Annotated in this window: 10 protein-coding genes; 3 read left to right on the top strand and 7 right to left on the bottom strand. The window is 70.1% G+C overall.

Annotation, left to right across the window (positions count from 1 at the left end; translation table 11 throughout):
* Positions 1–15 precede the first annotated feature (15 nt).
* Both IT371_25115 and IT371_25110 read right to left on the bottom strand, forming a co-directional pair.
* Positions 16–1,227, bottom strand: coding sequence for a hypothetical protein (locus IT371_25115; GenBank protein ID MCC6750961.1), 1,212 nt, complete (start codon positions 1,225–1,227; stop codon positions 16–18).
* A gap of 96 nt (positions 1,228–1,323) precedes the next feature.
* Positions 1,324–2,526 (bottom strand): hypothetical protein, encoded by a 1,203-nt coding sequence (locus tag IT371_25110; GenBank protein ID MCC6750960.1) that lies wholly within the window; start codon positions 2,524–2,526, stop codon positions 1,324–1,326.
* Positions 2,527–2,815: 289 nt separating this feature from the next.
* Between IT371_25110 and ffh the strand changes: the two genes are divergently transcribed.
* The gene (gene ffh / locus IT371_25105) at positions 2,816–4,408 is read left to right on the top strand and encodes a signal recognition particle protein (protein MCC6750959.1); all 1,593 of its coding nucleotides are present in this window, start codon (positions 2,816–2,818) and stop codon (positions 4,406–4,408) included.
* Between the two features lie 242 nt (positions 4,409–4,650).
* A complete protein-coding gene (locus tag IT371_25100) occupies positions 4,651–5,784 on the top strand; it encodes a hypothetical protein (GenBank protein MCC6750958.1) in 1,134 nt (377 codons plus the stop codon).
* Between the two features lie 33 nt (positions 5,785–5,817).
* Here the strand turns inward: IT371_25100 and IT371_25095 are convergent, their stop codons facing one another.
* Together IT371_25095 and IT371_25090 are read right to left on the bottom strand one after the other, a co-directional pair.
* The gene (locus tag IT371_25095) at positions 5,818–6,861 is read right to left on the bottom strand and encodes an FHA domain-containing protein (protein MCC6750957.1); all 1,044 of its coding nucleotides are present in this window, start codon (positions 6,859–6,861) and stop codon (positions 5,818–5,820) included.
* Between the two features lie 27 nt (positions 6,862–6,888).
* Positions 6,889–7,941, bottom strand: a complete 1,053-nt coding sequence (locus IT371_25090; protein MCC6750956.1) for a tetratricopeptide repeat protein — start codon at positions 7,939–7,941, stop codon at positions 6,889–6,891.
* Between the two features lie 320 nt (positions 7,942–8,261).
* Between IT371_25090 and IT371_25085 the strand changes: the two genes are divergently transcribed.
* A complete protein-coding gene (locus IT371_25085; protein ID MCC6750955.1) occupies positions 8,262–8,720 on the top strand; it encodes a ribonuclease HI in 459 nt (152 codons plus the stop codon).
* Between the two features lie 7 nt (positions 8,721–8,727).
* Here IT371_25085 and IT371_25080 read toward each other — a convergent pair whose 3' ends face one another.
* The 3 genes from IT371_25080 to IT371_25070 form a co-directional block, all read right to left on the bottom strand.
* Complete coding sequence (locus IT371_25080) at positions 8,728–9,063, bottom strand: DUF971 domain-containing protein (protein MCC6750954.1); 336 nt, start codon at positions 9,061–9,063, stop codon at positions 8,728–8,730.
* 2 nt (positions 9,064–9,065) lie between these two features.
* Positions 9,066–10,154 (bottom strand): Mrp/NBP35 family ATP-binding protein, encoded by a 1,089-nt coding sequence (locus tag IT371_25075; GenBank protein ID MCC6750953.1) that lies wholly within the window; start codon positions 10,152–10,154, stop codon positions 9,066–9,068.
* A gap of 90 nt (positions 10,155–10,244) precedes the next feature.
* Positions 10,245–12,632, bottom strand: coding sequence for a DNA internalization-related competence protein ComEC/Rec2 (locus IT371_25070; protein ID MCC6750952.1), 2,388 nt, complete (start codon positions 12,630–12,632; stop codon positions 10,245–10,247).
* Positions 12,633–12,639: the final 7 nt, after the last annotated feature.

Below are 12,639 nucleotides of genomic sequence, written 5' to 3'. Positions count from 1 at the left end.
TCGAACCACCCTCCATCAGAGCTGCTGGTACTCGTCCCCCTCGAAGCGGAAGACGCGCTTCTTCTCCTCGCCCCAGGGGAGGAGGACGGATTGGCAATCCGTGGCGGGGGTCTCCTTGAAGGTCTCCGCGGTAAAGCCCTTCGCCTTGGGCTGGTCGATCACGACGTCGATGCCACCCGGCGTCTTTCCCCGCCGCGCGCGCGCCTTGAAGGTCACGCGGTTGGTCAGCCAGCGCTCCCCTTGCACCTTGGACACCTCGTGCGTGAGCGGACGGACGAATTTGCCGGTCACGTCGAAGCGAAAGACCGAGAGGAGCTCGCGCTTGCCCGAGGCCCCCGTCTCCGTGTGGCGCGTAACCACCTCGGCCTTGCCGTCCCCGTTCAGGTCCAGGAGCTTCACCGACGAGATGTCCTTCGGGCTCTGCACGGCGAGGTCTAGGTAGAGGTACGCCCCGCCGGGGAGCCCGTCGCCGAGGATCCCCACCGTGTTCCCGACGAGAATCACCTGTTCGAGGCGGCGATCCCCGGCCACGTCCACCGTGAACCGCTGCCGGATCTGACTCTCGCGATACCCCTTGTCCTTGAGAAAGCCGGCGAGGTCCGACTTTTGCTGGGCGAAGACGAAGCGCCCCGGCTCCGTCGTATGGACGCTGGTCAGGTCCTTCTTCACCCGGGAGTCCGAATCCACCACGCTCACCCCGCCCGGCACGGAAGGGATCCCTGGGCGATACCCCGGCACCTGCGCGAGCGGGATCTTGAGCTCCAGGCTGTAGCCCATGGGCTGCATCGCCTCGACCATGGCCACCCCCTTCGCCGGCTTCTTGCTCCCCTGCCAGTGAACGCGCGCGCGGATCTTGCGCAGGTCGCCGGGGAAGACCACCAGCCGGCGCCCCCCGAGACGAACCACGACGTGATCGTCCAGCTTGGCCGCTTGCGTCCGCACGAAGAGCTCGTCCTTCACGGCAAGGGCCAGGAACAGAGCCTTCGCGTCGTGGTTGCAGTAGACGGCGAAGGAGAGGTCGGACGGACCTGACCAAGCCGCTCGGCCGCTCCGCACCTGGCTCGCGTCGTCCACCTTGACCGGCGGGACATCCTGCCAGTCCCCGAGGAGCCCATCGAGCTGGATGACCCCGCGCTCGACGGGGGCGCAGGGGACCTCTTTGGCCCGCGCCACCCCCGGGAGGGCGCACACGAGAAACAACCACCGGACGACGACGCGGCTCCGCATGGGGTCGAAGATTACCCGGTCCCGCGGGAGGCCGTCGAGCCCCGGAGGCCCGCACCGGGTCCGACACCCCCGTGACTCCGCGCGGCGGCGCGTCGGCTAGAGGGCGATGGCGAGGTTCCGAAGGTCCCGTACCGCCCGCCGGAGGGCCTCGACGTGGAACGCAGCGCCTTTGAGGCCGCGCACATCCACCTTGAGCAACCTACTCTGGACGTCGCTGGCGCTCCGCTCCCACGCCCTGGCGGTCTGATGCAAGGTCTCATACGCGGCCGCCTCCTGACGCGACAGCACAGAGTCCCAGCGCGCGTGCTCGCCTATCCCGACCACGACGATGGCCCGGCGCGAGAACGCCCTGAGGGCCTGGTACGCGTGCTCCTGGTTCCGGCCCGTCGGGTTGGAGAGAAAGCGCTCCACGGCGTCGATCGCCGTCTCCTTCTTGCTCGAGACCGCCCGCGCGAGCGTCGCGAAGAGGCGCTGCCTCTGATCGCCGAGCACGGAGTAGCGCAGCAAGCGCCGAGTATCTCCGTTAGACCGCATCTTCGCGTCGGACACGCTGCGAACGAGCCACTGGTAGGCCGCCTCGAAGGTCAGCGCCCCCTTCACCTTCGCCACGCGCCTGGCGTAGGCGGCTCGCTCCGCTTGCGTGGGCGGCAGGCGGTTCAGGCCTTGACGCTCCCACGCGTCTTCCACGGCGGCGATGGCCGTCATGGCCGCCCGAACGCCGTCCTGCTGCACCAGGTTCTTGGACGCGGCGTCGATCGCGACCAGGTCCCGCGAGACGAGCTCACGCACCGACCGCTGGTCGCTCCGGTAGGTGACCTTCTGCTCGTTGCGCAGCTCGAGGGCGCGCGACAGGTCGGCGTTGAAGAGGAGCTTCTCCAACGGGTCGCCGTAGAAAGGCTTCTGAGCGTCGGTAACCAACACGCCCCGGGTCAACACGTTTCTCAGGGCCACGGTGAGTGCCGCCCGGGTTGCCTCTTGCTCCGGCAGCGTCTTCTGCTTCGCCACGACCTTCTCAATGGTAGCGCGAGCTTGCTTCAAGCCTCGGCGAAGCTGCACCAGGTAGCTCCGCCGGCTTCCACGCCCGACCTCGGTGATCGGAGCGACGACGGGGCGCCGGAGCAAGCCCCGGTTCTCCGCGTCTTCAGCGCGAGCCGGCTGCAGGCCGGCCTGCCACACGGAGGGTCGATTATTCTCCTTCGCGGCGGCCGGGGCGGGAACGCCCCCCAGCGCGACCAGCACCATGAGCACGGTGCGCGGCCCTACGCCGCCAGCTCGACGCCGCACCTCGTGTGTCCGCATCACGATCTCCTCCTGAACTGGGTCGAACGCCCGGCGGCAGTGCAACGCTCGAGCCAGGACCGGCCATCGGCGCGCGCCGATGGCCGGTCTGGATCCCGCGCAATCCTCTCGGATTTGCCCGCGGTGGGCCCGCGGGGGCTGGTCGGCGTCGTAGCCAGCCGCTGGGGTTGAGCGTCACCGTCGGGGCCTCACACCGCGCGCCGCGCCGCGCCCGAGCCCCTTCCCCACTCGCCCGTCGCCGGAGAGGTCTTGTGAGGGGACGGAGCCGTGTGCTATCAACCCCTCGCCTATGTTTGAGACGCTAAGCAAGGGATTCCGCGCAGCTCGAGACCGATTGGCCGGCGTAGCCGAGCTCAACGACCAGAACATCGACGAAGCCCTCCGGGACGTGCGCATGTCCCTCCTCGAGGCCGACGTCGAGTTCAAGGTGACCAAGGAGTTCCTGGGCCGGGTCAAGGAGAAGGCCCTCGGTCAGAAGGTCAAGCTCATCGCCCGGGCCAAGGGCCAGAAGGTCAAGGTCAGCCCGAGCGAGCACTTCGTCAAGATCTGCCAGGACGAGCTGGCCTTCCTGATGGGACCGGTGGACACGGCCATCAGCTACGCCAAGAAGGGCCCCACCGGGATCATGATGGTGGGCCTGCAGGGTTCGGGCAAGACGACCACCACCGGCAAGCTTGCACGCTATCTCGAGAAGAAGCGCAAGCGACCGCTCCTCGTGGCCGCCGACGTCTACCGCCCAGCGGCCATCGAACAGCTCAAGGTGCTCGGCCAGCGCTTGAACATCCCCGTGTACGCGGAGGAGTCCGGCGATCCCCCGGGGATCTGCGAGCGCGGCATGGAATGGGCCCGCCAGAAGGGGCGGGACGTGGTGCTCTTCGACACCGCCGGCCGGCTCGCCATCGACGAGCCGCTGATGCAGGAGCTCGAGGAGATCAAGCTTCGCACCCGGCCGGCCAACATCTATCTGGTCTGCGACGCCATGATGGGCCAGGACGCCGTGACCACGGCCAAGTCCTTCCACGGGCGGCTCGAGCTGGACGGCGTGATCCTCACCAAGCTGGACGGTGACGCTCGCGGCGGGGCGGCGCTGTCGATCAAGCAGGTCACCGGTACCCCGATCAAGTTCCTCGGTATCGGCGAGTCGATGGACAAGCTCGAGGAGTTCCGCCCCGAAGGGCTGGCCTCGCGCATCCTCGGCATGGGCGACATCGTCGGCCTCATGAAGGACTTCGAAGACGTCGTGGACGCGGAGCAGGCGGAGAAGGACGCCGTCCGCATGCTCCGCGGGCGCTTCGACATGCACGACTTCCTCGAGCAGATCAAAACCATCCAGAAGATGGGCTCGCTCGCGGAGCTCTTCGACAAGCTGCCCTTCTTCCCGAACGGCCTGCCCGACGGAATGGTCCTCGACGACAAGGAGCTCGTTAAGATCCAGTCGATGATCAACTCCATGACGAAGCAGGAGCGCAGCCGTCCCGAGCTCTTCATCGTCCTCGGCGAGGAAGAGATCGAAGAGGAGGGCCGGAAGCTCCGCCGGGACGAGTTCCACCTGTCGCGCATCCGCCGCGTGGCGAAGGGCTCGGGGCGCAAAGACACCGAGGTGATGGAGCTCATCAACAAGTTCGCCATGATGAAGCACATGATGCTTCAGCTCGGCGCCTCGTCTGGGCTCCTCGGGAAGATCCCCGGCCTCAAGCAGCTCTCGCAGATGAAGCAGCTCGCCGGCATGGACATGTCGAAGCTGATGGAGGTCACCGGCCTGCAGCCGCCGGAGGAGCCCAAACATCGCTTCAAACCGCCGAAGACCTCCGCCGACCGGGCCAAGGCCAAGCGCAAGCGGAAGCAGTCCAAGGACGCCCGGAAGCGCGGCCGCAAGAAGTAGCCGGCACGCGCGCGCTGGGGTCTACCGTCCCCCTCCAACTGGCCACGCAGGCCACCGGCTGGCCGAAAAAGTCAGCCACCAACACCTGTCGGGCAACCGTCGAGGAATGACACTTCGCGATCTTAGCTGCCCACCGCCGTGGGCACGGTCATTGCTCATGTGCCGCATCGTCCACGACGGACGAAAGGTCATCAATGCGGTACGGGATCCAGACCAGAAAGGCCTTCACGAGGCGCCACGGAATGCTGCTCCTGGGCGCGGCCCTCCTCTCAGGCTGCGCGGGGAGCGCTGACCCCGACACGCACGCGCCGCCCACCGGCGGCCCGCACGCGAGCGACGCCGGCGCGGCCGACCTGCCCCGCTACGACCTCGGCGGGACAGCAGACCAGTGGCCCCTCTGGCCCGACAGCGCCCCCGAGGGGACCGCGGACGCGCGTGCCACAACCGACAGCACCATCAAGGGGGACGCGAAGCGGTCGCCGGACTCGCGGGTCCCGCAGCCCACGCCCGACGCGCGGCGTCCGGACGCGCGGGTCGCACCCGATTCCGGCGTCGTGTGGGCGCCGCTCCCCGGAAACGGCCTCACGGCGGACAGCCCGAGCGCCGTGCTCGACGCCAACGGGGCGCTCCACCTGGTCGTCCGCGGCGTGGGCAACAACAAGATCTGGCACAACGTGCGACGAACCTCCGGCTGGTCGGGTTGGAACGAGCTCCCTGGTGGGAAGACCACCACGAGCGCGCTCGGCGTGACGGTGGACTCCACCGGCGGCGTGAGGGTCTACGCCCGCCTGGCCAATAACGAGATTTGGGAGACGCGGTACGCCTACAGCTACTGGGCGTCGTGGAAGCAGATCCCCGACGGCAAGACGCTGGACGCGCCGGCGGCCGTCACCGACGGAACGACGATCCGCCTCTTCGTGAGGGGCGTGGACAGCGACGTCTACCAGACCAGCAGCACGACCACGGGCTGGGCCACCTGGACCAAAGTGCCCGGCGCCAAGGACGTGGCGAGCGGGCTCGCCGTGACGCGTAGCTCGACCGGCACGATCCGTATCGTGGCCCGCGACTGGAACAGCGACCTCGTGGAGAACCGCCTCACGGGCACGACGTGGAGCGGCTGGACGACGATCGCCGGCGTCAAGACGCTGGGGCGCCCCGGCATGCTCCGCGCGAGCTCGGGGATGACCTACCTGTTCGTGCGCGGACAGAACGACGCGCTGTGGAAGAGCTCCACGTACGGCACCACGTGGTCCACCTGGCAGCAGCTCGGCGACGTGAACAGGCTCTCGAGCGGTCCCGCCGTGGTCCCCGAGGGGAACGACCTCATGATCCTCGCGCGCGGGCTGGACGACCGGCTGTATACGTTCCTCTACTGATACGGACTTGGCCGGCCTGCCGCGCGCGCGGGGCTACCACACGAGATAGAGGATCGCCGCGGCGGCAGCGACGACGAGCACCGCCCCGGCCAGCACGAGAGCCCAGTCGCGCCGCGGTCCCCTCGCCTCGCGCACTGGCTCGTCGGGTCGCGCGAGTCGCTGCCCGACGGAGGGTGGGAGGACCACGCCCCCCCCGTTCGCCTGCACGGGCGGAGACGGTTCGCCGCCCTCCCCGGCGGCGACGGAGGCGGCCGGCACCGCCGAGGGCGCGAGCGACTCCCCCAGGTCCGGCGGCGACGGGGTCTCCCCGACCGCCGCGCGCGCCGCGTCCTCGTCGGCGGCGAGCCCTTCGAGGTACTCCTCGGTCGGGTCGACGAAACGGAGCAGCGTCTGCCCCACCTGCAACCGGTCTCCGTGGCGCAGCGCCCTCCTCCCCTCCGCGCGGTGACCGTTCACGAGCAAACCGTTCTTGCTGCCCAGGTCGCGCGCAAAGACCTCCGCCCCCTGCCGCGCGACCTCGACGTGCTGCCGGCTCGCGTCCGCGTCGCTGAGCCGGAAATCGCAGCCCTCGTCCCGGCCGAGGACGAGCGGCGCGCTTCCCGAGGTCACCTCCAGTCGCTGCCCCCGCTGGGGCCCCCCCAGCACCTCGAGATACGGGGGCCTCTCGGGGGCTCCGAGCACACCGAGCACCTCGGCCACCATCTGGCGCGCGAAGCTCGCGGTGTCCTTCGGCGCGGTCGCCGGCCGGTCGAGCGCCGAACGGAGCTCGAGCTCGAAGGGGCCGAGGTGAAGACGCTGGCCGGTCGCCACGACGGTCGGCCGGTTGGCCACGAGCCGCACCCCCTCCAGCCAGGTCCCGTTCGTCGAGCCCGGGTCGAGCGCGAGGATCTGTCCGCGCTTCCGCAACAGGCGCAAGTGGACCAGGGAGACGGCGGGATCGGGGAGTCGCACCTCCACCCCCTCGGCGCGGCCGATCAGTACCTCGTCCTGGTCGAAGTGATAGGCATAGGGCACCCCTTCGGCCGTCGGGCTCACCCGTTGCGCAGTCAAGCAGATGGGGCGCGTGGAAGGGGGCACGGGATCCTCGCAGTCCTCGGCTCGAGCCTACTGCGGACCGTGCGTCTTCAGCCACTGCTCGACGCGCGCGCGGTGCTCGGACAGGGCCACGGGGACGCGCTTCAGAAAGGCCTCGTAGTGGACGCGCGCCCCTCGCGCATCCCCCATCGCACCGAGGAGGTCGGCGAGTTCGAGGCGGGCCGCTGGGTAGTCCGGTCGCACGGCGAGAGCCAGCTCGAAGGCCCGTCGCGCGTCGGCCGTCCGCCCGCGCTTCGCCTGGAGGTAGCCGAGGACGAAATGCGCCTCGGCAGCGCGCGGCCTGCGTCGTACAAGCTGCGCGAGCTCCCGCTCTGCGTCCGCCGAGCGCCCCGCGAGGGCCAGCGTGAGCCCCAGCTCGTAGAGGGCCTCCGCATCGCTCGCGTCGGCCTTCAACGCCGACCGCTGAGACGCCTCCGCAGCCTGGAGATCTCCCGCCACGCGGAGTAGCCGTCCCCGGCAGCGATGCGCAGCACCCAGCGCCGGGTCGAGTGCGAGGGCCTGGCGCAGCTCGCGATCGGCCGCCACGCGGTCGCCGAGTTGCAGCCTCAGGCAGCCGAGCTCCGCGCGGGCTTCGGCCAGTCGGGGCGCGAGCGCCACGACCTTCTGCAGCTCCCGTCGACCCGTGGCGAGGTCGCCGAGCTGCAGGAGCGTGAGAACCAGGTTGTACCGGGCGTTCACGTAGCCGGGGTCCACGGCCAACGCCGCGCGAAAGCTCTCGAGGGCCATGGCGAAGTCGTAGCGCTGGAGCAGCACGACCCCGAGGTTATTGTGCGCCTCGGCGAAGTCGGGGTAGGCCACGATCGCCTCGCGGAAGTAGTTCACCGCCGCGTCGTGACTGCCGCGCCGGAAGGCCACGAGGCCGAGCCCGTTCAGCGCCTCGGGGTAACGGGGGTTGTACTCGAGAGCCAGCGTCAGCTCGGCCTCCGCCTCGTCCAACCGATCCGCCGTGAGGAGCTGCGTCGCCCGCCGCTGGTGGAGCGCGGCCTTGGGATTGATGCCTCCGCGGTGCGCGCAGCCGAGCGCGATGGATACCAGGGCAGCGAGCAGCACGACCTTCGTCATCGCGGCACCTCCTGTGATATAGGTTGTCCGCCGTCCGGCTGGAATCGTTGCACGCCGGGCGCGGTGCGAGGCCCCCAATGCCGCCATCCGACCATAGCTGCGAACGCTGCGGCGCGAGCTTTTCCCTACCACCGTCCGTGCAGGAGCGCTATCCCGGCTGGAAGCCCAAGCGCTGCCTGAAGTGCCGCGACGCGGACGGCCCCAAGAAGACCCGCGCCGGCTCCGGCGGGCCCCCCTCCCGGGGCGGTCGCGACGGGGGCATTGGTCGCAGCAGCGGTCGCGCCTCGGTCAGCGCCGAGCTCAACCTCCCCGTGGCGGAGGTGCTCCTCCGCTTCACGGGCGGGCCGACGGAGGGGGTCTTTACCGACGGAGCGTGCTCGGGCAACCCCGGCCCCGGGGGCTGGGGCATGGTCTGGGTGCGGAACAACGAGGTCGTGGCGCAGGACCACGGACACGACCCGCAGACGACCAACAACCGAATGGAGCTCACCGCCCTCATCGCCGCCTATCGGACTCTCCCCGCGGACGTCGAGACGACCGTCTGGACCGACAGCGAGCTCTGCGTGAAGACCTTCACGGAATGGGTCGAGGGCTGGCGCAGAAACGGCTGGCGCCGCAAGGCGGGCCCCATCAAGAACCTGGAGCTCATCCAGGAGCTCTACGCGCTCGTGCAGGCCCACCCGAAGGTCAGCCTGCGGTGGATCAAGGCCCACGACGGAGCGCGCTGGAACGAATACGCCGACTCGCTCGCCACCGCCTACCTACGCAAGGAACTCTGAGCGCGGCCTACCGCGCGCGGCTCGCGCAGTCGTCGCACTGGCAGAGACTTCGCAGCAGCGTGAAGGGGAAGATCCCCGACTGGTGGCCGTCGGTGAAGTGAATCGCCAGCGCGTAGCGACCCACGGAATGGAGCTCCGTGGCCACCACCTTCTCGTCCACTGCCGCGGGGTCCAGGCGCTTCTCGCCCGTCCACTCGTCCACGCAGAGAGCACAGGGGCAGTGGCGCCGGAGGTGCGAGAGCCGCCAGCGGCTCTTGTGCCCGTCGACCCACTCGATCCCGAGAAGGTACTGGTCGAGTTGCTCGATCTTGCGCACCAGCAGGGGTTGGGTGTCGACCGTCATGCTCACGCCTTCCAGGTGAGAGAGAAGGTCTCGAGATAGCTCCCCCGCTCCACGTTCAGAATCGAGAGCTGGGCCGCGACCGCGCCCGCCAGCTCGCGATACGCCTTGGCCGCGGGCGAGTCGGGATGTCCGACGATCACCGGCACGCCCGTGTCGGAGTCCTCGGCCACGAGGGGGTCGATCGGCACGGCCCCGAGGAACGGCACCCCGATGCGTCGGGCGATGCGCTCCCCACCACCGCTGCGGAAGATGTCGTGGCGCTTGTTGCACCCGTCGCAGATGAAGTAGCTCATGGTCTCGATCACCCCGAGGACGGGGACCTTGGTCGTCTCGAACATCGCGATCCCGCGCCGCACGTCGATGAGCGAGATCTCCTGCGGCGTGGTGCAGACCACGGCCCCCGTGATGGGGCACTGCTGCGACAGGGTGAGCTGGATGTCGCCCGTGCCCGGCGGGTAGTCGATGATCAGGTAGTCGAGGGGGCCCCACTCGACGCCGGTCAGGAACTGGCTCACGTAGCCCGAGACCATCGGCCCCCGGAGGATCGCCGCGCGGTCGGGCGGCATGAAAAAGCCGATCGAGATGACCTTCAGGCCGAGCCCCTCGGCCGGGATGATGCGCTGATCGGAGGTGCCGGCGGGCTCCCGTTCCATGCGGATCATGGTGGGGACCGACGGCCCGTAGATGTCGGCGTCCAGGATGCCCACCGTGGCCCCCGTCTGCCGCAGGGCGAGGGCCAGGTTCACGGCGGTCGTGGACTTCGCCACGCCACCCTTTCCCGACGCCACCGCGATGACGTTCTTCACGCCCGAGAGCACCTGCCGCGCCGCGCCGCCGCCCCCGCGCGTCTGGGCGGTCATCTCGACGTGCACCTCTTTCACCCCGTCGAGACGTTCGACGGCCGCGACGCAGGCCGCCTTGAGCTGGTCCTTCACCGGACAGGCCGGGGTCGTCAGCTCCAGCTTGAAGGCCACGCGGCCCTGACGGACCGTGAGCTCCTTGATGAAACCCAGGTCCACGATGCTCTTGCGGAGGTCGGGATCCTGGATCGGACGCAGGGCGCCGATGACGGCGTGTTCGGTGAGACTCATGGCTCGTGCTCGACGGCGGACCAGGCCGCCGCACGGGATGTAGCGCGACCCCTCCCCTCTGTCAATCGACGCACCGGCGAAGCGCGCCGCTCAGGGGATGAGCGAGAAAGGGGCCGTCCAGGAGGCCGCGCCCGAGGCCTCGAGCCGGAGGCGCACGGCTCCCAGGCGATCGGTGCGCAGGAGCGGAATGCGCGCCGCACGATACCGCTCGAGCACCTCCGGGTGCGGAAAGCCGAACGCGTTGTCGAAACCGCACGACACGACGGCCAGCTGCGGTGATATCGCCGCCAGCCAGCTGTCGGTGGAGCTCGTCCGGCTGCCGTGGTGCGAGACCTTCAGAACCGTCGCCCGCAGCGCGTCGCCGTACCGTCGGACGAGAGCCCCTTCGCTATCGGCCTCCACGTCGCCGGCCAGGATCAAGGACGCCCGACCGTGCTCCACGCGCAGGACGATGCTGTTGTCGTTCGTGGAGGCGAAAGGGTCCGCGCAGTGACCTTCCGCGCCGCCCGGCCAGAGCGGACGCACCGTCACCTCCCCACGACGCCAGAGGCGCGGGCGACGCACGGGGACACCGCGACGTCTCGCCCTTTCGAGCAGCGCCTCGTGCAGCGCGCTGGGCTCGTCGTGCCAGCAGGTCCAGAGTTCGTCCACCGGCACACCGTCGAGCACCGCCAGTAGCCCCGCGACGTGGTCGGCGTGCGGATGCGTCGCCACGAGGAGCGACACCCGCTGGACTTTCTGGGCGCGCAGGAACGGTACGACGCGGCGGGCGCCGACGTCGTACGCGCTCCCGGGAACGCCGCCGCCGTCCACGAGCACCGCCTCTCCTCCGGGGAGGCGGAGGTAGATGCTGTCCCCCTGCCCCACGTCGAGGACCGTGGCCTCGAGAGTGCGACCGCTACGGCCGGCGAGCGAAGCCGCGAACGCCGCCGCGAGAAGGAGGCCTCCGAGCGCTCCCATCAGGACGCGCAGCCGCCGCCGCGTGAGGACGGCAAGTCCGACCGCGAGGAGACCCAAGGCGACCGGCCAGCCCGGGCGACAGGCGATCGCCGACCCCGGCAGCGCCGCCGCGTGGTGGGCCATCCGGTCGAGCTGCTCGGCGCTCCACGCGGCCGCCTCGAGCACAGGGGTGGCGACGATGGGGAGCCCGGTTGTGGAGAGGAAGGCGCCTCCGAGGGCCAGGGGCATGACCACCGCGGTGGTCCAGGGGACTGCGAGCAGATTGGCCAGCAATCCCACGACCGAGGTGCTGCCGAAGTGGTGGGCCACGATCGGTGCGGTGAGGAGCGTGGCCGCAGCCGTACCTACGAGGAGGGCGCGCGTCGCCCGCCAGGAACGACGCACCAGGCCGACGGGTCGTGGGTCGCCTCGAGGAGAGGAAAGGGCGACGGCCGTCATGGCGGCGAAGGTCAGCTGGAAGCTCGGACGGAAGAGGTTCACCGGATCGAGCAGGAGCAGGAGCAGCGCGGCAGCGGCCAGCCCTCTCCAGCCATCCCCCGGACGCCCCGCGAGCACCCCGCAGAAGAGCGCGCAGGACATCACGCAGGCCCGGACGGTTGGGCTCTCGGCGCCGGTCAGCGCGGTGTAGAGGATCGCCGCTGCGGCGGCGCCGAGAGCGGCGACCGGCCGCACATCGAGGCGGCCAGCGAGCCAGGGCAGCCGCCTCAGGCTCCAGAGGAGCAGCGCGAAGAGACTGCCCGCCACGAAGGTCAGATGAAGGCCGCTCACGGATAGCAGGTGCACCACTCCCGCACGGGCGAACCGATCCACCTGCTCGCCGCTGAGTTCCTCCCGCGCACCCAGAACGAGCGCGGAGACGATCGCCCGTCCCGCCGACGGAGTCGGGAGAGCCGCGTTGACTCGAGTCGCCACCCGCGCTCGAAGCCGCCTGAGCCACGAGGGCCCGACGGCGTGCGCGAGGAGCGTCTCATCAGGCCGGGCCACCACGACCGCGCCCACGTCTTCCGATAGGCGTCGGAGCTGCGGACTAGGCAGGTCCGGGTTGCGCGGTCCCACCGCCGGGCGCAGGCGTGCCCCCAAGACGACGCGCTCGCCGGGCCAGAGCGTCACCGCGCCGGGGCCCTGATGCAGCTCGACGTGCCCGCAGAGCGGAAGGGAGGCGCCCGCGCGAACGCCGGCCAGGGCGCGAAGTCGCTGCCGGGTTCCGTCGTGCGTCGGCACCGGAAGGTCCGCGACCTCCGCATGGAGCTGCATCGGTTCGCGGGAGACGTGGTGCGCCACGTGGCACGGGGCACGGCGAGGCGCGATGACCACCGAGACGCGCGCGTGACCGGCGAGGAACGCCGCGACCGGCAGGAGCAGCACCCAGCGTCGCCCCCGCGCGGCGAGGGCGGCCAGGCCCAGCACGCACGCACCGACCAGCGCTCTGGTCACGACGGTCCCCGGCAGCGCGGTGCCTGCTCCCGCGAGGATGCCTAGCCCGAAGGAGATGGATAGCCATGGCAAGGCGTGACGCACGATCGCT

Source organism: Deltaproteobacteria bacterium (genome assembly GCA_020848905.1).
In the GTDB taxonomy this organism is placed as follows: domain Bacteria; phylum Myxococcota_A; class Polyangia.
This window is presented reverse-complemented; position numbering and strand designations above follow the sequence as displayed.